Raw genomic sequence first — 20644 nt, forward strand, 5'->3', positions numbered from 1 at the left:
CATGATTTCCGTCTATAAACTAAAACCAAAATTCCAGCAGCTCCTCACGCCTGTCTTATTATTTTTCCACAGAAATAAAATCACAGCCAATCAGATTACCATCAGTTCTATCCTTTTATCGGTAATCATTGGGCTATTATTCTGGAATGCGGATATCTCGAAATGGTTCTTCCTAAGTCTTCCTGTCGGACTACTTCTAAGAATGGCTTTAAACGCTTTGGACGGAATGATGGCCAGAAAATTCAATCAGACCAGTAAACTTGGAGAGGTTTTGAATGAGCTAGGTGATATTGTTTCAGATGTGATTATATTTTTCCCGCTTCTTAAATTTCAACCCGAGAGTTTATATCTTATTGTCATCTTCATCATACTGAGCATTATCAATGAATTTGCCGGATTAATGGGGAAAATTGTGGGAAAAGAAAGACGTTATGAAGGTCCTATGGGAAAAAGTGACCGTGCTCTTATCCTTGGACTGTATGGTTTATTAATGCTTATCGGAGTTAATATTTCCGGGGTTTCCCAATATATTTTTGGAATTATCATTGCTCTACTTTTGATCAGTACTTATATCCGACTTAAGAAATCTTTGCATGAAGCCTGAAGAAAATAAATTTGCAGATGTTCCTTTAAGGGTAAAAACATGGATCTACATCATTATTGTTTTTGCGCTGGGTATTTCACATCCTGTTGCCATGACCGTTTTTGTTTCGTGGATAAGCTATCAATGCTTTTTTGAATTTTCAAGGATGTTTAAAATTCATACATCATCTGTTTATCCTTCACTGTTCATAGGTTTTCTGCAGTTTTTCCTGCTCTACTTTTTAAATGTTGAAACCTATCTTTTGTACAGTTTTCTTATATCAATACTTATTTTCTGTCGTTTTATCTTGTCGGGAACTCCCAAAAAGCAATTGTACGGAATTTCAGTTGCTTTATTGATCTGTCTTTTCGCTTTCCCCCATTTGTTGTGGATAAGGGAAAGATCTGATGGATTGACTGCCATTATATTTATTGTTGTTGTGACAGAACTGAACGATGTATTTCAGTATCTGATGGGAAAATTTTTCGGAAAACATAAAATAACACCTCAAATAAGTCCCAATAAAACTTTGGAGGGCCTTATCGGAGGTGTCTTTCTTACTGTTATTTTGAGTAATATTTTAGGATATTTTCTGCTTGAAACTGGTATTCTGACTAACAGTATTTTAGGAATCGTTCTTGGAATTTCAGGATTTTTGGGAGATATTTTTATGTCTTATATAAAAAGGAAAACCGGGGTAAAAGATACTGGAAACCTTCTTCCTGGGCATGGTGGCCTTCTCGACAGAATGGACAGCTTGGTGTTCAATGCTCCCCTATTCTTCTGGTTATTTCCTCTTCTGATCAAATAGTAAAGCAATGGATGAAAAATTTAAAAGAGCAGTTATTTTTTCAGGAGGTGGAACGAGACTGATGATTTATCTCGGGATTTTTGCGGCTCTGGAAGAGCTCGATCTCAAGCCGGATCTTCTGATTGCTTCCTGTGGTGGTTCATTTGCTGCTACCATCATCAATGCATTCCCCGATCATCTTTCCCGAAAAGAATACCTGCAGTCAGAAGAATATTTTCAGTTTGTTTCAGGTACTGTACTGACAAAGCAGAAAAAGCTTTCACACATGGGACTTTTTTCGCTGAAGAAGATATTTGATAAAAGAAAAGCACCGTTTATTGAAGATGTTTTCAACAGATACCTTGTTGAAATGCCTCAAGACCTATCCCTATGTTTTCCATCCATTAAAAACGTTCAGTTTTCAAAAGAAATCCCCACGATCATTATTGGTTCTGAACTTCTTTTTACTCCCGAAGAATGTGGACAAAAAAGAAATGAAAGAAAATTATATCAAAAAACAATCTTCACAGATCCTGAAACAGCAAAGAAGATTAATTCTGAACAAATTACCAGCAGCTCTGAAAGTTTGAAAAACAGTGCTATTGAAGAATCTCTCAAAATTGTCACAAACTTTTCCCTACTTGAAAGTACCAGAGTTTCTATTTCCGATATGTTTTATGTAGAACCCGCATTTCTTCAGGGAAAACACTTTGCAGGTGGCGCTATAGATCTTGTACCTGCAGAAATAAGTCAACATCTTGCACAGGAAATTATTACTGAAAAGAAACAATTTTACAACGCTGTGGAAGAAGCACTTGTGCGTTCCGTCCTTGGATTCAGCGGAAATGAAAGACTTGCAGAAACCAACCAACTTTTATCCGGCTTGCAGATTGATACGATGAATATAAAACAAGAACTGGAAGGACATTACTTGAAAAAAGGAATTGACTGGAGAAAATTTGAGGTCTGTTTTTCATTCCCGAAAAACTATCAGCAATTTGTGAAAGACATGGAAATACAATGGCAGTATGGGTTTGATCAAACGATGAAGAGTATTAAAAAGAGATGACAAATACTCCAATTGAGGACGTACAAATTCCCCTCCCGCAGAGGGATGGCGAAAATTCAAAGAATTTTTGACGGGGTGGTTCTAAGACCACTTTTTAAGTTTCGGCTAAAGCCAATGGAAATGTTTTATTTTTATTTTAACGGGCTAAAGCCCGTGCCTATTGAATATCTTAGTTTTATAAATAATATTAAAACCTTTAAGAAAATTTAAGAAATAAAGTATAGTTAAGATGAATCATCCTGATTTTTAAGCTTAAAGCAAAGCTCATCTTCATATTCTAAACATCTAAAAAAAAATCTTAATGTTTCAATCGTTAAAAACATTCACCTTATTTTCACTTTTAAAATCTATTTTTACAAAAAATGAAAACCACCAAACACTTATGAACGTTTTTATCGCAGGCGGAACTTCAGGTATTGGCTATGCACTGGCCAGACATTATCTTTCTAAAGGATATTGTGTAGGAATCTGCGGAAGAGATCTTACTAAAATACCAGAGAATGATTTTAAAGATTTAAAAGCTTTCCAGACAGATGTTTGTGATTCAAACGCTATATTATCCACATTACAGTCTTTTCTTGTGGATAAAAGTACACTTGATATTTTCATTAACTGTGCCGGTAGCTACGCAGAAGATGTAGCAGGAAGAATTTCATATGAAGAAGCTGAAGAAATGCTTCAAACCAATATTCTGGGAACGGTAAACTGTTTCGAGGCAGCCAGAAAGGTAATGAAGAACCAGAAAAAAGGAAGTATTGCTATAATTGCGTCTGTTTCCGGGATACTGGAATATGAAAACTCCAGTTTGTATACAAAAACCAAACGTTCAGTAATTCAGATTGCGGATGCTTACCGAAGAGCATTGAAACCTTTTGGAATTTCCGTTACAACCATTGCGCCGGGATATATTGATACTGAGAAATTAAGACAACTCAATCAGAATGATCTAAGCAAAAAACCATTTCTTACCGATGTAGAAACAGCAGTCTCCGTCATCTCGGAAGCGATTGAAAAACAGAGGAAGCTCATTATTTTTCCTGTAAAAATGAAATGGATGATGAAATCTTTATCTCTGCTTCCTGCTTCATTGTTAAATATCATCATGTTCAGAAAAGCCCAATGGATGAAAAACGACTGACCATACAACAAAAGCTGTACGCCCTGACGCTTTGTGCCATTGTATTTATGATGGTCTATAATTTCGCTGCATGGTATGTTTCAAAGCTACCTGAAGTTCCGTCTTTTGTTTTTGATTTTGAAAATTATATTCCATTTATTTCATGGAGTATTATTTCTTATATGACAAGCGGATTTTTTTTCTGTCTGGTATTTTTCTTCTGTCAGAATAAGGAGCAGCTTAAAGTTTTGACACAGCGGATGCTCTTTATTACCATTGTTTCCGGAATTTGCTTTTTATTATTCCCTTTAAAATTCTCTCTGTCCAAACCTGAGGTCGACAGTTCTGTTTTGGGATATTCTTTTCAGTTTTTAAAAGTGTTTGATTCTCCTTTTAATCAAGCTCCGTCACTGCATATTGCTTTTGCATTTATTTTCTGGTCAGTTTTCAGAAATGTAAAAAGTGGAAGAACATTCTTAATGCTTTGGCTTATTCTATTGGGCATTTCTACTTTAACAACTTATCAACATCATTTCATTGATATCATCACCGGAAGTATTCTTGCCCATCTTTGTTTTGTGATATTTCCGTATAGAAAAAATGATTTTCTGTACAGAAATTTTCATGTAGCCAATATTTATTTTTTATCGGGATGGATTATTATTTTAATGGCAATTCTTATTAATCAATTCTTGGGGAAAGCAGGATTGATTATGCTTTGGCCTGGTTTTATGATTCTTTTGATCGGGTATCATTATCAGAAAAATGATATTTCTTTTTTAAAAAACAAAGCAGGAAACATTCCATGGTTTAAAAAGATTTTCTATTTCCCTTATCTGTTATTGTATCGGATATTTTGGCAGTTTTTCCGGAAAAACAAAACTCCTGTAGAAGTTGTTCCCAGATTATATATTTCATCCAGACCAGATCATAAAAGTCTGAAAGATTTTAAACCCGATAAAACAACACTTGTTTATGATGTATCAGCGGAGATGGAAGAACTCTCTCTCATTAAGGATAAAACGACTTATCATTCTTTTCCCTTTTTGGACATTGGAACATTTGATACAAAGGAAACAAAAAAACTGGTTTCTGAAATTACAGTACATTACAGACATCTGCCTTCAGATGGAAAGATTCTGATCCACTGCACTATGGGATTCACCAGAAGTTCAGTTATAGGGATTTTAGTAATCAAAAATATTTTATCTTTACCTCTTACAGAAGCAATAACCATTATGAAAACCCACAATAAGCATGCTGTCATACCTACTTATCTGGAGGATTTTCTGAAAAAAATTTAATCTATGAACAGTGGACATTTTAAAAGTTTTGACAACAGTGAAATTTTTTATCGTGAATGGAACTACCAGCCTCATCAGAAAAGTATCATCATGATCCACCGCGGGCATGAGCATTCGGAAAGATTGAATGATATTGCACAATCTCCCCAGTTTTCAAAATATAACATCTTTGCATTTGACCTTAGAGGACACGGTCATACAAAAACTCAAACCTCATCTGTTTTTATGGATTATGTAAGAGATCTTGATGCTTTCTCAAAATTTGTTAGCACTCAGTATGATGTGAAAACTTCAGACATGTTTGTGGTTGCCAACAGTATTGGCGGTGTGGTTGCTTCTGCCTGGGCTCATGATTTTGCGCCTTCTATCGCAGGGATGGCACTTCTGGCTCCTGCTTTTAAAATCAACCTCATCGTTCCTCTTGCTAATGAGATGATTACATTAGGAACAAAACTTAAGAAAGGGCTCATTATTAAAAGCTATGTGAAATCCAAAATGCTGACTCATGACCCTGAACAGCAAAAAGCATATGATACAGATCCACTGATTTCAAGATCTATTGATGCTGAACTGCTCATTGATCTGGCAAAAGCCGGAAAACGTCTGGTAGAAGATGCTGAAGCTTTAGATACCCCAACTTTAATTCTCGCTGCAGAAAAGGATCATGTGGTTTTCAATAAGGAACAGAAAGCATTCCATGAAAAGCTGGATACAGATTTGAAACATTATGAAGTTCTTCCTGATTTTTTCCATGGTATTTTATTCGATACCGGAAAGGAAAAAGTCTATGATAAAATTGTAGATTTTGCGGAAAAATGCTTCAACAGGCCTATAAAACAAGCCTCTCTTTCTCCTGACCAATTTTCTGTAAAAGAATATGAAGATCTGCAAAATAATGTGGGAAATAACCTGAATTTTAAAATACAGAAATTATCTCTGTCAAAGATTGGGAAAATAAGCAACGGAATGGCCATTGGACTGAAATACGGCTTCGATTCCGGGGCTTCACTGGATTATGTTTACCAGAATCAGCCGAAAGGGAAATTGGGTTTTGGAAAAATGATGGATAAGAATTACCTCAACGCTATTGGCTGGAAGGGAATCCGCATCAGAAAACAACATTTATTACAACTTTTAGAAAAAAATATACAGGCTCTTAAACAACAGGGCAGATCTGTTAAAATACTCGATATTGCGGGCGGAACAGGAAATTATTTATTTGATATCAAAGAAAAGTATCCTGATGCTGAAATCGTGATCAACGAATTTGTAAAGTCTAATATTGAAATAGGAGAAAAGGTCATTAAAGAAAAGAATTATCAGAACATCCGCTTTACAAACCTTGACTGTTTTGATTCACAAACCTATCAAAAACTGAATTTCGAACCTAATATTACCATTGTTTCAGGAATTCTGGAGCTTTTCGGGGATAATGAAATGGCGAGTAAAGCCATTCAGGGGATAAATTCTGTTTCAGAAAAGAACGCTTACATTGTTTATACAGGGCAGCCATGGCATCCTCAATTAAAAATGATTGCCTATGTTCTGAATAATCACCAGCATAAAGACTGGATCATGAGAAGGCGTTCCCAAAAGGAGCTGGACAGAGTTATGGCTTTTAATACTATTCGGAAAGAAAATATGCTGATTGATGATTTTGGAATTTTTACAGTTTCTTCAGGAAAGGTGAATGTTTCGAATTAAAAATATTTTAGTGCTCTCGCAGGTTTTGCTGATAAAGCAGATTTTTTATCTGTTTTATTCCTAAATTGGATCAAACTTTGACATTGATTATTTTTAACCACAACAGTCACAAAAGATTTAAACACTTAAGTTTTTTTAGAGACAACCGTTAGGCATAATAAGCACACCTAAGCTTTTTGAAAATCTTTGATTTTCATCTTCTGTGAACTTTTCTACGGAATTCTTTTAAGCCTATTCAACTGAAAGTTTTTGTGAGCTTTTGTGATTTTACAAGGTGTAAATAGTTTTCACATAAAAAAGGTTTTCCATTGAAGTGGAAAACCTTTTTATATTTTATATTTTGAAATATTATTGTTTTACAAGCTCAAAGTAAGCTGTTACTTCAACATCTTTCGCGATACCTGCTCCTGACGGATCATATTTGATTCCATAATCCAGACGGTTTACTGTAAATTTTGTCTGAATTCCCATGATCTCTTTTCCGTCTTTATTCTTTGTAATCCCACCCAATGTAACCGGAGCACTGATTTCTTTCTCTACTCCTTTCATGGTTAGTTTTCCTTTTACAATATAGTTGTTGTTTTTATCTTTTGTAACGGAAGAGCTCTTAAATTCAATAGTAGGATATTTGGCAACATCGAAAAACTCTTCACTGATAAGATGTCTGTCTCTCATGTCCACTCCGGTATTAATAGTAGGAACACTGATAGAAAAGTTTAAATCTGCATTATCCAGATTAGCACCACTGGTAGCTGCTTTTCCGTCAAATTTATCAAACCTTCCCTGTACAAAACTAATCCCCATGTGCTTGATATTAAAGTTAACCGATGAATGCATCTGGTCTACCTGCCAGGTTCCCTGTCCAAAAGCAACAATACTTAAAAGCGTAAATACGAAAGATAAAAATACTTTTTTCATTGTAATGATATTTTACATTAATATATTTTAATTGAATGAAGCTAAGATATGAAAGATATTTCTACCGTACATGGATTAGTTTTTAATATTAAATTCATTTAGATTCTGAAAGAAAAATGCTTTTTTATAACTTCGCAGTATGGCAAAACTGAAAACAGCATATTTCTGTCAAAACTGCGGAACCCAGTATCCTCAATGGCTGGGACAATGTAAAAACTGTGGAGAATGGAACACTTTAGTAGAAGAGGTTGTAGAGAAACCGTCTCATAAAACTCCTCCTTTTTCAAAAACCAAACAACATGTCATCAATATTGTTGAAGTGGAAACCAGCGAAGAGCCGAGAATAAAAACACCTTCTGAAGAACTTAACCGTGTTTTGGGAGGAGGAATTGTTTTGGGTTCTGTGACTCTGATTGGCGGCGAACCGGGAATCGGAAAATCTACCCTTTTGCTTCAGCTTGCTTTGAAAATGAAGAAAAAAGTTTTCTATGTTTCTGGGGAAGAAAGTGCTTCTCAGATTAAAATGAGAGCGGACAGACTTACAGACATTCAAAATCCGAACTGTTTTCTTTTCACTGAAACTTCATTGGAAAAAATTCTTCATGAGGCCAAAAAACTGGAACCTGATTTCGTGATCATTGATTCTATTCAGACCCTGCAGTCTCAACTGATAGAAAGTTCTCCGGGAACTGTTTCTCAAATCAGAGAATGTTCTAATGAAATTATCAAATATGCCAAAGAAAATAACACTCCTGTCTTCCTTGTAGGACACATTACCAAAGACGGACAAATTGCCGGACCAAAAGTTCTGGAGCATATGGTGGATGTTGTTCTGAATTTTGATGGAGACCGAAATCACCTTTTCAGATTATTAAGGGCTAATAAAAATCGTTTTGGTTCTACTTCAGAAATTGGAATCTATGAAATGATTTCTCAGGGATTGAAAGAGATTAAAAACCCTTCTGAAATTCTGATCACCAAAAAATTTGAAGAACTTTCCGGAAACTCCGTTGCCGTAACTCTGGAAGGAAACCGACCTATGCTTCTGGAGATTCAGGCATTGGTGAGTACAGCTGTTTACGGAACTCCTCAAAGAAGCTGTACCGGTTTTGACTCCAAAAGACTGAATATGCTTTTGGCTGTACTGGAAAAAAGAGCAGGTTTCCAATTGGGAGCAAAAGACGTTTTCCTGAATATTACCGGAGGAATAAAAACAGACGATCCGGCACTGGATTTAGCGGTCATTGCTTCTGTTCTTTCCTCTAATGAAGATATTGCGATTTCTGAACATTACTGCTTTGCCGGAGAAATCGGATTAAGTGGTGAAATTCGTCCGGTAGCCCAGATTGAACAGCGAATTACTGAGGCTGAAAAATTAGGTTATGAGAAAATATTTGTTTCCAATCTTAATAAAATCCCGAAAAGAAAATTTGGAATCAAGATTGAAGAAGTGAGTAAGATTGAAGATTTTCATGAGAGACTTTTTTAATGCGAATCGTCAATTTTGCTGCACAAGTCAATAGTCAATCAGAATGCGGATAAAAATTCACAAGCGAAGTGGATTCACTAATGGTAAAATTATGAATGGTCAATTTTGCTTCGCAAGTCAATTGTCAATTGGGCGTGGATAAAAATTCACAAGCAAAGCGGATTGACAATTGATAGCATTGTGAATGGGCAATTTGCTGAACAAGTCAATCATCAATCAGAATGCGGATAAAAATTCACAAGCGAAGTGGATTCACTAATGGTAAAATTATGAATGGTCAATTTTGCTTCGCAAGTCAATTGTCAATTGGGCGTGGATAAAAATTCACAAGCAAAGCGGATTGACTATTCACTATTCATTATTCACTCTCTTATCAAACATTCACATTTAATTCATACCTTTAATTTATGAATTATCTGGCGCATTCTTTTCTTTCTTTTACCGACGGTCAGATCGTGGGGCAGTTTCTCGAGGACTTTATCCGTAACAGAGATCGTTTTACTTTCCCGAAAGATATTCAGGACGGAATTACTCTGCACAGAGCTATTGATACTTACACCGATTCTCATCCTGCCATTCATGAAGCCAAAAAGGTATTCGCTCCTTTGGTAAGGCTATATGCAGGTGCGTTTGTAGATGTCTCTATGGATCATTTTGTAGCCAAGGATCTTTCTCTGAATTCTCTTCCGGAATGGAAAGCCCATTCCCTTAAAGTTTATCGTGTTTTAAATGCCTATGAACAATGGCTTCCTGAAAATTTCAAAAAGATGCTTGTGAAAATGGAGCATGATGACTGGCTTTATAATTACCGTGAAGACTGGGGAATTAAATTCAGCATTCAGAATGTTTTGAATAAAGCGAAGTACCTTGATAAGGATATTCCTGTTTTTGAAGCTTTTTTGAAAAACAAAGACCATCTTCAGCAGTGTTACGATGATTTTTTTCCTGATCTTTTAACCCATGTAAAGGGAATTAATGCTCTTTTACAACTGGATAATTAGTTTAAAATAAAAACACTTACCTTATAATAAAAGATAAGTGTTCTATAAATTTGTGTTATTAGAATTTTTTATGCCTGAATACTTTGTAGAAAAGCTTTTGGGAACACTTTTCTATTAAGTTTTTTTAATAATATTAATCTCCAATTCTGAATACTAAAAGCTGAGTTGAAGTTGCCGCCAGAGTCATCCCGGTACCTGAACAGTTTCCAGATTGCCCTCTTCCCAGTCGAATAGGCCAGGTTCTTCCCGCAGGAACGGTAGTGGCATAAGTAATAGTCCCACCATGGTTGGATAAAATACCTGAATTATGATAGGCTGTACTATGGATTCTCTGAGTTCCGGCTGCTCCGGTAGGAAAATCCACAATATACGAGCTGTTTCTACATTTGTCAGCTTCTACTGTAGTTCCGTTATCATTGTTATGAAGTGCCTCATATACAAAAGTAATCTGATAAGTTCCCGCAGGAAATGTAATGGTACTGGTTCCTGCATTATAACTCATTCCGGAGATTGAATTTTTTACAACAGTCATAGGAACAGTTGATGAGCTTCCTGCAGCTACACCATTAAGAAAATCACTCTGCGCTGTATCCAGTCTGAAAAGCGCCGGGTTTGGAATGGATAATGCTCCAAGTGTTCCAATGGTTTTCACAACACCGTTAGCATCCAATACCATCAGTGGGTCTGTCGTTGTATTTCCGGCCGTAGTTCCCTGTAAACGTAAAGGATCTGTTCCATTAACATGTAGTCTGTTGGTAGGTGCTGCAGTTCCTAATCCTACTCTATCATTCGCAGCATCTACTGATAAAGTAGTACCATCTACAGAAAAAGCATTTACAGCTGTTCCCGTAAAAGCAAGCGTATTACTTCCTTGTGTTACAGCACGGTTTCCGGTTAAAGTTCCATCTGAATTATAAATATTTACAGAACTTGTTGCAGGAATTGCTTTCCAGGTTCCTACTCCTGCAGCATCAGAAGTAAGGACATATCCGTTCGATTGATTTCCATCTACAATTTTTATAGCTGCTACCGGAACGGCAGGGGTTCCTGCAGACTGAACATCTAATTTTGTAGCGGGAACAACTGTTCCAATCCCCACATTTCCTGAAGATTTTATCGTCATTCTTGCAGCATAATCTGTAGCATTTCTGGTGAAAACCTGTAATCCTGCATAATTATTTGTAGCATCTCTGTCTATTCCTATAATAGATGCTCCCGTAATACCAGAAGAACTTGTGGAGGGAATAAATTCAATTCCTCCAAATAAGGTATTAGTGACATTATTATTGTATAAGGTAATATTTCTTGGAGTCGCCTGACCACATGGAGCTCCACAGTTATCAATTCCAGCGGACAGAATATCTGTAACATTTCCTGCTATAGGATTTAAGACGGATAAAAAACTGGTGGGTGCTGCTGTTCCTATTCCCACTCTTCTGTTAAGAGCATCTACTGAAAAGTTGTTCCCGTTAACAGAAAAAGCATTTGTGGCATTTGCAGTAAAGGCCAATGTATTGCTTCCCTGAGTTACCGTTCTGTTTCCGGTTAGTGTTCCATTGGTATTATAAATATTAGTATCAATGGCATTACCTGGATTATGAAGCTTAACCCATACTGATCCATTATAATAATAATACCCTACAGTATCAATATTTACAGCATTTCCTCCTTGTGAGCCATTTCCCACACTATTCACATAGATCATTGTAGAAGTTGGAATTGCTGTCATGCTTTGGGCTCTCAATCTGTCTACTCGTGCTACTAAAAGGCCGTCTACAGCATTAGAAGTTCCCGTTGGGTTTTTTGCAGTAATATCCAACGTTGTAGTTGGATTAGCTGTATTAATCCCTACCTGAGCAAAAGCAAAACTACTGATTGTAAGTAGTGTCAGTGTAATGTTCTTTCTTTTCATATTAAGTTATTTAATAATTGGGCTACTTATTCATTTTCTTTGGAAGAACGTGTACTATTTTAAAGGTTTCATCCTATAAAAAAAATATGAAATCATAGCAAAGTTGTGGTGAGTATAATCAGATTAATTCTGACTATATAAAATTGTTGTTGGTAAAAAGCACTAGATAATAAATTTATTTCACTTCATAATATAATTGATTTAATTGTTATAATTCAAAAAAAATATAAATAAATTATTAAAATAATATTAAAATAAACACATCAACATATTAAATAAAATATCAAAATTTAAACAATAAGAATAAATATTTCATGAAAATAACAAAATAATTGAAAATATAATTAAAAAATATGTTAATAATTAAAATTTAACATTTTATCAAATCATCAGTCAAAAAATATTAGTCGTTATATAGTGACTTATTTCAACTTTATTTTACGTAAAAAAAGCAGCAACTTTAGTTACTGCTTCATAAGTTTTATTATAAAATATAAATGATTAAAAGGTTTTAAACATATAGCGGTTAGGATAGGTAAGTTTTTCACTATTTCTTTGTCCGTTTACAATAATATGGACAATGTTGATCTGATCATCAAAAAGATTATACAGAAAACTTACGGCTGTTTCCACTTTTTTCGGGGCAGCTACAGGTTCTGATTCCATAAAAATATTTACAGATTCCTGGTCTTCTTCATAACCGATATAGTTTATCTTCAAAAATTTGTTATCAGCTTTTAGTTTAAAATATTCTGCACAATATTTTTGCAGAGCGTCGTTCAATTTTGCTTTGTATTTTTCATCATTAAAATGAAAAGCGCCTCCATATTTTTTTCCTAAACCATTTTCCATATCATCCAGGAAAAATCTACCTGTCACTTCAAATGTTCTGGATTTTGAATTATAATTAATTTCTACAGAGCCTACGTGATATGGGTGAAAAGCTTCACTCTTTGTAAAACTCTGAAAAGTTATTGTTAATAATAAAAGAAAACTCCAAAAAAACTTACCTGACATGAATCTTATTTTACAGCAAATATAAAAAAAGCAGCAGTTATAGAAACTGCTGCTTTTCATTGAATTTGATCGATGAAGATTTATTGCTTAATTACTTTTTTTGTAATTTTTGTATTATCCTCGAGCATTATGGTGAACAGATACGTTCCTTTTATCAGTTCGGAAATATCAATTTTACCTGAATTAGTATTCACATTTACTGTTTTAATCAATTTTCCTGAAACATCATAAATGGTTACCGTTCCTTTAGAATGTCTTCCCAATACTACGTTAACAAAATCTTTGGCAGGATTCGGAGTGATATTCACTTCTGAATTCATCTTTACATCAGCTGTTCCTAATGTTGTTCCTGTTTTAACAAAATACCCCCCAAAACCTGTTGTCTGGAAACTGACTTCCCAATATTGGTAGGTGCCATTCCAGATAATATCTGCAACATCTGGTGTAATAACCGTGGCAGCTCCTCCAAAAGAAGCAACTGTACCCGTAGTGCTTGTTCCTGTATATTTTTCAATAAGAAGATTCGCTTTATTGGCTACATCGTTAGGTGAAGTAGGTAATTTCACTCCATTGGTCAGATTATAAGCATCGAAATCACTCTGCTTGAAATATAAAGTTACTTTTCCGGTAGCTGTAGTAGTATTTGCATCTGAATTGATTTCATATCTTCTTGCAACATAATTTGGCTGTGCATTATCTACCCATACCTTTGAGGTAACATTTCCTGTTACAGTACTGCCCATTTCTTTTTCTATTCTTGAGATAAGCTGGCACGCATTTGTAAAATAGTTATAACCATTTGTTACCGTATTCGCTTTTGTTTGGTTGGAAGTTGCTAAATTCTTTACTTCAGCAACGTTTTCATAGATTACCGCTCTCATTTTAAGATCAAATGTTCTGGAAGTCCATGTAGTACCATCAGTAGAAGTTTTAGATCTGCTATTCAGTACAGCATTCTCTGCTTTCATGGCAATTCTTCCCCCTAATCCATTAACAACAATATAAAATTCTTTTCCGGTTACCATCTGTACATTCAAATCTGAAAGATTGATATAATTCCAGGTATATCTCTGAATATTATTAAGCCATGAAGTAATGGTTTTAGTAGCAATAATATCTCCGGGATTTCCGTTGGCATCCACCTTTCTGATCTGAATATCCACCGGGATATCTGAAGGAATTGAAGACCCTGATACAAAAGAGAACCCTCCCAGTTTCCCTGTTAATGTAGGCGTATATCTTACCGCAAGAGCCATATTATCAAAATAATAATTAAATTCTGTATTGGCTACAATGTATGGCTCATCGTAACTTACTGTTTCAAAATTGGATTTTACACATCCTATTTCATCAGTAACAGCTTTATAGATATCCAATTTACCATATCCCCATCTCATATTCGGAACGACACCAGTGGCACCATCCATTCTTGCATTAGCTGTAAGGCGGGCTTTCACCTGTGCTGCCGTCAATGAAGGATTAGCCTGCAGTAATAACCCTACTGCTCCAGCTACTCCCGGTGAAGACATACTTGTTCCCTGGTTTTTCACGTAATAATTGGTGCCTGAAATAATATCTGTTGCTGCCGGAGCAGAATTGCTGGATCTTGATGAAATCACATTCTGGCCTGAACCTGCGATATCCGGCTTTTGAACCCCATCCACTCTTGGTCCCTGTGAACTGAATGAAGAGATAGATTCCTGTGGGGTTGTGGTAGAATAAGCTCCCGTACTATACCAGCTTGGTCTTCCCATATATGATGCTACTGTAATAGCATTAGAAGCATTCCCCGGGCTTCCTACAATATATTCATTATCCCCGTTTTGCAACGTGGTTTGTACTCCCTGGCTATACAGCCAGCCATGGGTTGAGATTTGCTGTGTTCCGTTATTGGTAATTTCCAATGTATAATTTCCCTGAACATTGGTGGTTCCTGAAGTTCTGGTAATTACCAGCTGAACATACCTTTTATTATTATCATTGCTCCAATAGTTATACATTGTTGCTGTAAGCCCACCTCCCAAAATATTATGAGCTGTAGTTGTACTTATGTTCTGAGTATACTGCTGTCCATCGGGAGTAGTTAGCTTTGCAGTAACAGGAGTATTATCATTGGCATACATTATAAATGAAAATACTGTAGCTGCAGAAGTATTGCTTGCTACCGTAAAATTATAAGTCTGGGAAGCATTAGCGGCAATATCAACTTTTCTGTGAAGATTATCTCCGTAATCATTACCTGCTGAAATAACAACTACTCTTCCCGCTGCTGAAGTGGTAAAATTATTAACTGCTACTTCATGGCTTGAAGTTCCATCATGGGCACTGCTCTGACCTCCGATACTCATATTGACAACAATAGGTTTATTAAGTGCTGTCGCCACATTTTTGAAGTAGGTCAAAGCATTAATGGTATTTGTTGTAGGAAAAGATCCGTTTCCTCCTTTTACAAAAACAATATCCGCATCAGACGAGAATCCTTTATGTCTTTTATCCGTAAAAGCAGAGCCATTTCCAGCAGCAGTACCTGAAACATGGGTTCCATGACCATTGGTATCATTTTCACGAACAAAACCAGTGGGTGTGCCATCCAGTTCATCATCAATCTGTGCTTTTGTATATTCCACCCCAGTAGAAAACCCTATCGGGGTAACTTCTCCCGCTTGGGCAGTTAATGTCTGATCCCAAATAGAAACAATTCTGCTTTTGGTCTGATCATCAGCTTTTCTGAAATCCGGGTGTTTCCAGTCTATTCCAGTGTCATAAATTCCTACTAAAACTCCTGTTCCATTATAAGCTGTGTTATTGAAAACACCATCCTGCAAAAGACTTGCTCCGGACTGAGCACGGCTCACATCGTTATGAAGTTCATCAAACTGCGGTCCCATTACAGAAGTTACATACGGAAGCTGAGTCAGTCTTTCAATATCTTCAATAGAAGCTAAAGCTGTGGAAAAAGTGGGAAACTGGCTTTGTACAATAAATCCGTCTGCTTTTAGTTTTTCAGGCTCCTTCGTGTAAACAATACATGAATACATGGTTTGTGCTCCTTTTGAAGTCACTACCAGGTGCTGGTCAAGTTTCATATCAGGACGTTCCAGTTCTTTTACAGCTCTTCCCTTAGCAATACTTTCTTTATTTTTCAATAAAATATCAAACCGGGAATCCAGTTTCTGTACCTGTCCGTAAAAAGCGTAGGAGTACAATCCCAAAAAGGCTGCTGTAGCATTTCTAAGAAGCTTCGCTCCTCCATGTGAAATGTTTACATTTGTAAAAAATAATTTTTTGATATCCATATTTCATTTTTAAGCAATACAATTATACAATTTTTATTTAAAACATAAATAATATAAAATATTAATAAAGATTAAGCGTAAAAATTAAATCAAATAATAAAATTAATAATATTTTAACAATATATTCAAAATATAAAATTTTTTAATCAAAATGCAGGATTTTCTTTTTTATTTAAACCTTGGATGGGAACATATTATTTCTCTGGATGCCCTGGATCATCAGCTTTTTGTTTTGGCTTTGATTGCTGTCTACTCTTACAGTGACTGGAAAAAAATACTGATTCTTGTTACTGCATTTACAATCGGACATTCTATTACATTAGCTTTAAGCATTCTGGATGTTTTCAGAGTTCCTTCTGACTGGGTGGAGTTTTTAATTCCTTTAACCATTGTTCTTACTTCACTGGATAATATTATCATGAAAAATCAGAAACAGACTTTGATGCGGGCCAACTATTATCTTGCATTGATCTTCGGTTTGGTTCATGGAATGGGATTCGCCAACACAGCAAGAGTAATGATTGCTAAAAGCCAAAGTATTGCTTTACCTCTCCTTGGGTTTAATATTGGTTTGGAACTTGGTCAGATTGTCATTGTTGCAGCAATTTTAATCATCCTGTTTCTTTCACTCAATCTTTTCAAAGTGAATAAAAAAGACTGGATACTCTTTGTTTCTTCCGGAGTATTTGCTTTATCCTTAAAAATGACTTTGGAAAGAATTCCTTTTTAAAAGTTAAATATTCTCATCAATTCAACAGGTAATTACTATCTTTGATCATTAAAAAATCATTTCGGTTATGAAACTAAAAGTTGTTATACTTTCACTTTCTGTATTTGCATATACAGGTTTCACCGCACAAAATATTCAGAATAACCCGGGCAGCAATCATGGTAACAAGTTTGAGCAGCTAGGAACTATTCTACCAACACCCAACATCTACAGAACGGCTTCAGGAGCTCCAGGTCACGGATACTGGCAGAACAGAGCCGATTATAACATCACCGCTTATCTGGATGAAGATAAAAGAAATCTGAAAGGTTCAGAAACGGTGACTTACTACAATAATTCGCCCGATGAGCTGGACTATATCTGGCTGCAGCTTGATGAAAACGAACATTCAAGCATCAGAAATGCAGGATATGACACTTCGTCTGTACTTCGTTCTTCCACTACGGACCAGCAGCTTAAGGCTACAGAGCTTCCTGTAAAAGATAACGGTTATGGCGTAAGTCTGGAAAAAGTAACAGATGCTTCAGGTAATCCATTGAAGTATACAGTCAACAAAACGATGATGCGTATTGATCTTCCCAAAGTTTTAAAAAAGGGTGAGAAATTCGTTTTCAAAGTAGACTGGAACTATAATATCTCCGACAGAATTAAAATGGGAGGCCGTGGAGGTTTTGAAAACTTCCCTGAAGATGGCAATGATCTGTATACAATGGCGCAATGGTACCCAAGAATGTGCGTCTATAGTGACTTCCAGGGTTGGCAGAATCATCAGTTTACCGGAAGAGGTGAATTTGCTTTGGTTTTCGGAGACTTTAAGGTTTCCATGAATGTACCTGCCGATCATATTGTTGGCGGAACAGGAGAATGTAAAAATTACGATCAGGTATTGACATCTGATCAGTTATCAAGATACAGAAAAGCAGAAAATGCAGCTGAGCCTATCGAAATTGTAACGCTGGACGAAGCTAAAAAAGCCGAGAAAAATCATTCAAAACAAAGAAAAACATGGGTTTTCGAAGCGAAAGATGTTCGTGATTTTGCATGGACTTCTTCCAGAAAGTTTGTCTGGGACGGAATGCGCGTAACGATTCCTGAAAACAATAATAAAGTAATGGCAATGAGTTTCTATCCAAAAGAATCTTACGGTCTTTACAGAAAATTTTCTACAAAAGCGGTAGCCCATACCATCAAAACCTATTCGGAATTTACCATTCCTTATCCATATCCTGTGGCACAGTCTGTAGAAGCAGCAAACGGAATGGAATATCCGATGATTTGTTTCAATTTCGGAAGAACCGAGAAAGACGGAACCTATTCTGAAGGGACAAAAAATGGAATGATCGGAGTAATCATCCACGAGGTTGGCCACAACTTCTTCCCTATGATCATCAATTCTGATGAAAGACAATGGGCATGGATGGATGAAGGGTTGAATACCTTTACAGAATATCTTACAGAAGAAAAATGGGATAATAAATTCCCATCCAAAAGAGGACCGGCATGGACAATCGTAGATTATATGAAACTCCCGAAAGATCAGCTGGAACCTATCATGAGTAACTCTGAAAATATTGTTCAGTATGGTCCGAACGCTTATTCAAAACCTGCTACAGGACTGAATATTCTTCGTGAAACAATCATGGGAAGAGAGCTTTTCGACAAAGCATTTAAAACGTATGCCAAAAGATGGGCATTCAAGCATCCTGAACCTGCAGATTTATTCCGTACAATGGAAGATGCCAGCGGTGAAGACCTTGACTGGTTCTGGAGAGGCTGGTTCTACGGTACAGATCCTGTAGATATTGCTATTGATAAAGTAACGGTTGCTGTTCCTAATCTTGAGAGTGATCCAAGAGCTGCTGCTGAAGTAAAATATCAGGTTGAAAAACCGTTGGTAAATAGCTTTGAAGACCTTTCAAAAATCAGAAACAGAGAAGATAAGAATATCAAGTTCTATGTAGATGGTGATAAAGATCTTCAGGATTTCTATTACAGATATGACAGAGGCCAGGAAAAGATTGATAATAATAAGCAATACACCATCAAAACAGAAGCAGGTCTTCCTTTAGATGCCAAGGACAAAGAGAAATTCAAAAATATAACAGGATATCAGATAGATTTTGTGAACAAAGGCGGTCTGGTAATGCCAATCATTCTTGAGTTCACTTTTGAAGACGGATCAAAAGTATATGACAAATCTGCAGCACAGATCTGGAGACTGAACGAACAAAAAGTTTCCAAGACCTATTATTTTGATAAGAAAGTAAAATCTATTCAGCTGGATCCAATGAGAGAAACTGCTGATATTGATACAAGCAATAATTTCTGGAGTAATGCAGGAGCAGGAAGTGAAACTTCAAAATTCCAACTTTTCAAACAAAAACAAGGAGGAGGTTCTGTAAGAGGAGGCTCAACCGGAAAAGTCAACCCAATGCAAGCCGCAGGAAAGAGTTAAAAATCAAAAGGTTGTAACTTTTACAAATACAGCACTACTTATTATTAAAAAGATCATGAGAACTATTCTTTTCCTTTTAATACTAAGTAGTGCTAATTTTTTTTCCCAGAAGCTACTTACTCCTGAAAATTCCGGGATCAACTCAAAACTTATCCAGGATGAAACTTCTGAAGCTGTATGGTTTGCTGAAAATGCGGGAACAAAGATAGAAATAGGAAGCATTATTACTGAAGTCAAAAAACTGAATAAAGCAGATCTTTTGATCAGAACAACGGTAAAAATGAAACAGGCTCCGGATGCTAAATGGACGGATTCTACTCTTGTCAAAACAGCCAATTTCACCCCAGTCTACCACTCTTCTTACAATTCAATGAGAGACATGGTTCTCAAGTCTGAAAAAAATAAGGTCACCGGATATTATCTTGATAAGAAATCTCAGAAAAAAGATATGGTTGAAATTCCTGCAGATCATTATTTTGACAGCAGCAGCTATGCCCAGCTGATCAGATATCTTCCGTTGAAAGAAAATTACACTGCTGAGATTTCTATTTTCGATTACAATCCAAAATCTGAAAAAAAAGGGATAATGAAAGCTTACATTCTGGATACTCAAAAGACAGAATATAAAGGAAAACCGGTTTGGACAGTAAAAACCAATGATGACATCAGCAACAAAGCAACCACAGTAACCTATTATATTGATTCAGTAACAAGGAAAATTGTAAAGCAGGATATAGAAATGGCAGGAAGAAAAATGTATTTAGAAACAGCTCCATAAATTACTTAAATCCAGATACCAATATCTCACTTTCGTCTACAAAAAACATAACAACCTGACTTAAAAAGTTTTATATTTGAATCACCATAAACACCAAATGTCAAAAACCTGATTGACTTTAAATGTTCAGGACGTACCCATCAAAATATTTTTAACTATGAAAAATGCAAAACTACTAAGCAGAGATGCTCAGAAAACTATTCATGGCGGGCTTGCTGCCAGACTTGTATGCTGCGAACGCGACGACAACGGAAAATGTACTTTATGGATCGGGCCGGGGCAAAACTGTCCTTAGTTCTGTCATCTGATAACAATTTTGATAAAGCCGGAAATTTCCGGCTTTAATTGTTTTTCCACTACACATATTCTTTATAATCTGATAATCAAAATTTTATTGTAAAAATTCTCAACAAAATATATCACACAATAAAGAAAAATAGTATCTTTGATTCACTTCTTTTACACCAAATGTCAAAATCCT

Annotated in this window: 16 protein-coding genes; 12 read left to right on the forward strand and 4 right to left on the reverse strand. The window is 35.9% G+C overall.

Going from position 1 to position 20644, the window contains the following annotated elements; translation table 11 throughout:
* Position 1: 1 nt before the first annotated feature.
* The 6 genes from ACKTTZ_RS04330 to ACKTTZ_RS04355 all read left to right on the forward strand — a co-directional run bounded on the left by ACKTTZ_RS04330 (position 2) and on the right by ACKTTZ_RS04355 (position 6567).
* A complete protein-coding gene (locus ACKTTZ_RS04330; protein WP_407847524.1) occupies positions 2 to 604 on the forward strand; it encodes a CDP-alcohol phosphatidyltransferase family protein in 603 nt (200 codons plus the stop codon).
* Positions 594 to 1394 (forward strand): phosphatidate cytidylyltransferase, encoded by an 801-nt coding sequence (locus ACKTTZ_RS04335; RefSeq protein ID WP_407847526.1) that lies wholly within the window; start codon positions 594 to 596, stop codon positions 1392 to 1394. The genes ACKTTZ_RS04330 and ACKTTZ_RS04335 overlap by 11 nt, the downstream gene beginning before the upstream one ends.
* A 7-nt stretch (positions 1395 to 1401) precedes the next feature.
* On the forward strand, positions 1402 to 2442 hold the full coding sequence (locus ACKTTZ_RS04340; protein WP_407847528.1) for a patatin-like phospholipase family protein: 1041 nt from the start codon (positions 1402 to 1404) through the stop codon (positions 2440 to 2442).
* A gap of 382 nt (positions 2443 to 2824) precedes the next feature.
* Complete coding sequence (locus tag ACKTTZ_RS04345) at positions 2825 to 3580, forward strand: SDR family NAD(P)-dependent oxidoreductase (RefSeq protein ID WP_407847530.1); 756 nt, start codon at positions 2825 to 2827, stop codon at positions 3578 to 3580.
* Complete coding sequence (locus ACKTTZ_RS04350; protein ID WP_407847532.1) at positions 3493 to 4863, forward strand: phosphatase PAP2 family protein; 1371 nt, start codon at positions 3493 to 3495, stop codon at positions 4861 to 4863. Before ACKTTZ_RS04345 ends, ACKTTZ_RS04350 begins: the two co-directional genes overlap by 88 nt.
* 3 nt (positions 4864 to 4866) lie before the next feature.
* Positions 4867 to 6567 (forward strand): bifunctional alpha/beta hydrolase/class I SAM-dependent methyltransferase, encoded by a 1701-nt coding sequence (locus ACKTTZ_RS04355; RefSeq protein ID WP_034696124.1) that lies wholly within the window; start codon positions 4867 to 4869, stop codon positions 6565 to 6567.
* 348 nt (positions 6568 to 6915) lie between these two features.
* On the opposite strand, the gene ACKTTZ_RS04360 is transcribed toward ACKTTZ_RS04355, so the two are convergent.
* Entirely contained in the window at positions 6916 to 7485 is a 570-nt protein-coding gene (locus ACKTTZ_RS04360) for a YceI family protein (RefSeq protein ID WP_253317626.1), read from the reverse strand.
* Between the two features lie 139 nt (positions 7486 to 7624).
* Here ACKTTZ_RS04360 and radA point away from each other — a divergent pair, with 139 nt between their 5' ends.
* The gene (gene radA / locus ACKTTZ_RS04365) at positions 7625 to 8974 is read left to right on the forward strand and encodes a DNA repair protein RadA (protein ID WP_034696125.1); all 1350 of its coding nucleotides are present in this window, start codon (positions 7625 to 7627) and stop codon (positions 8972 to 8974) included.
* 407 nt (positions 8975 to 9381) lie between these two features.
* Positions 9382 to 9975, forward strand: coding sequence for an ACP phosphodiesterase (locus tag ACKTTZ_RS04370; RefSeq protein ID WP_034696126.1), 594 nt, complete (start codon positions 9382 to 9384; stop codon positions 9973 to 9975).
* Between the two features lie 133 nt (positions 9976 to 10108).
* Here ACKTTZ_RS04370 and ACKTTZ_RS04375 read toward each other — a convergent pair whose 3' ends face one another.
* From ACKTTZ_RS04375 to ACKTTZ_RS04385, 3 genes are all read right to left on the reverse strand, one after another.
* Positions 10109 to 11887, reverse strand: coding sequence for a hypothetical protein (locus ACKTTZ_RS04375; protein WP_407847535.1), 1779 nt, complete (start codon positions 11885 to 11887; stop codon positions 10109 to 10111).
* 501 nt (positions 11888 to 12388) lie between these two features.
* Positions 12389 to 12904, reverse strand: a complete 516-nt coding sequence (locus ACKTTZ_RS04380; protein WP_407847537.1) for a DUF6702 family protein — start codon at positions 12902 to 12904, stop codon at positions 12389 to 12391.
* An 80-nt stretch (positions 12905 to 12984) separates the two neighbouring features.
* A complete protein-coding gene (locus ACKTTZ_RS04385) occupies positions 12985 to 16200 on the reverse strand; it encodes a S8/S53 family peptidase (RefSeq protein ID WP_407847539.1) in 3216 nt (1071 codons plus the stop codon).
* A gap of 151 nt (positions 16201 to 16351) precedes the next feature.
* On the opposite strand from ACKTTZ_RS04385, the gene ACKTTZ_RS04390 reads away from it, so the two are divergent.
* The 4 genes from ACKTTZ_RS04390 (at position 16352) to ACKTTZ_RS04405 (ending at position 20458) form a co-directional block, all read left to right on the forward strand.
* Positions 16352 to 16930, forward strand: coding sequence for a HupE/UreJ family protein (locus ACKTTZ_RS04390; RefSeq protein WP_034696129.1), 579 nt, complete (start codon positions 16352 to 16354; stop codon positions 16928 to 16930).
* A 67-nt stretch (positions 16931 to 16997) separates the two neighbouring features.
* Positions 16998 to 19385 carry a M1 family metallopeptidase gene (locus tag ACKTTZ_RS04395; protein WP_034696130.1) on the forward strand — a complete coding sequence of 796 codons (2388 nt, stop codon included), beginning with the start codon at positions 16998 to 17000 and terminating at the stop codon, positions 19383 to 19385.
* Positions 19386 to 19440: 55 nt separating this feature from the next.
* Positions 19441 to 20163, forward strand: coding sequence for a hypothetical protein (locus tag ACKTTZ_RS04400; protein WP_034696131.1), 723 nt, complete (start codon positions 19441 to 19443; stop codon positions 20161 to 20163).
* A 157-nt stretch (positions 20164 to 20320) separates the two neighbouring features.
* Positions 20321 to 20458 carry a hypothetical protein gene (locus ACKTTZ_RS04405; RefSeq protein ID WP_185103689.1) on the forward strand — a complete coding sequence of 46 codons (138 nt, stop codon included), beginning with the start codon at positions 20321 to 20323 and terminating at the stop codon, positions 20456 to 20458.
* Positions 20459 to 20644 lie beyond the last annotated feature (186 nt).

The sequence above is a fragment of the Chryseobacterium sp. KCF3-3 genome (genome assembly GCF_045865955.1).
Lineage (GTDB): Bacteria > Bacteroidota > Bacteroidia > Flavobacteriales > Weeksellaceae > Chryseobacterium.

Coding starts and splice junctions, on each gene's coding strand:
- ACKTTZ_RS04400 (WP_034696131.1), top strand. CDS start 19,441: ATGAGAACTATTCTTTTCCTTTTAATACTAAGTAGTGCTAATTTTTTT.
- ACKTTZ_RS04395 (WP_034696130.1), top strand. CDS start 16,998: ATGAAACTAAAAGTTGTTATACTTTCACTTTCTGTATTTGCATATACA.
- ACKTTZ_RS04375 (WP_407847535.1), bottom strand. CDS start 11,887: ATGAAAAGAAAGAACATTACACTGACACTACTTACAATCAGTAGTTTT.
- ACKTTZ_RS04360 (WP_253317626.1), bottom strand. CDS start 7,485: ATGAAAAAAGTATTTTTATCTTTCGTATTTACGCTTTTAAGTATTGTT.
- ACKTTZ_RS04385 (WP_407847539.1), bottom strand. CDS start 16,200: ATGGATATCAAAAAATTATTTTTTACAAATGTAAACATTTCACATGGA.
- ACKTTZ_RS04335 (WP_407847526.1), top strand. CDS start 594: ATGAAGCCTGAAGAAAATAAATTTGCAGATGTTCCTTTAAGGGTAAAA.
- radA (WP_034696125.1), top strand. CDS start 7,625: ATGGCAAAACTGAAAACAGCATATTTCTGTCAAAACTGCGGAACCCAG.
- ACKTTZ_RS04355 (WP_034696124.1), top strand. CDS start 4,867: ATGAACAGTGGACATTTTAAAAGTTTTGACAACAGTGAAATTTTTTAT.
- ACKTTZ_RS04330 (WP_407847524.1), top strand. CDS start 2: ATGATTTCCGTCTATAAACTAAAACCAAAATTCCAGCAGCTCCTCACG.
- ACKTTZ_RS04340 (WP_407847528.1), top strand. CDS start 1,402: ATGGATGAAAAATTTAAAAGAGCAGTTATTTTTTCAGGAGGTGGAACG.
- ACKTTZ_RS04350 (WP_407847532.1), top strand. CDS start 3,493: ATGGATGATGAAATCTTTATCTCTGCTTCCTGCTTCATTGTTAAATAT.
- ACKTTZ_RS04405 (WP_185103689.1), top strand. CDS start 20,321: ATGAAAAATGCAAAACTACTAAGCAGAGATGCTCAGAAAACTATTCAT.
- ACKTTZ_RS04390 (WP_034696129.1), top strand. CDS start 16,352: ATGCAGGATTTTCTTTTTTATTTAAACCTTGGATGGGAACATATTATT.
- ACKTTZ_RS04380 (WP_407847537.1), bottom strand. CDS start 12,904: ATGTCAGGTAAGTTTTTTTGGAGTTTTCTTTTATTATTAACAATAACT.
- ACKTTZ_RS04370 (WP_034696126.1), top strand. CDS start 9,382: ATGAATTATCTGGCGCATTCTTTTCTTTCTTTTACCGACGGTCAGATC.
- ACKTTZ_RS04345 (WP_407847530.1), top strand. CDS start 2,825: ATGAACGTTTTTATCGCAGGCGGAACTTCAGGTATTGGCTATGCACTG.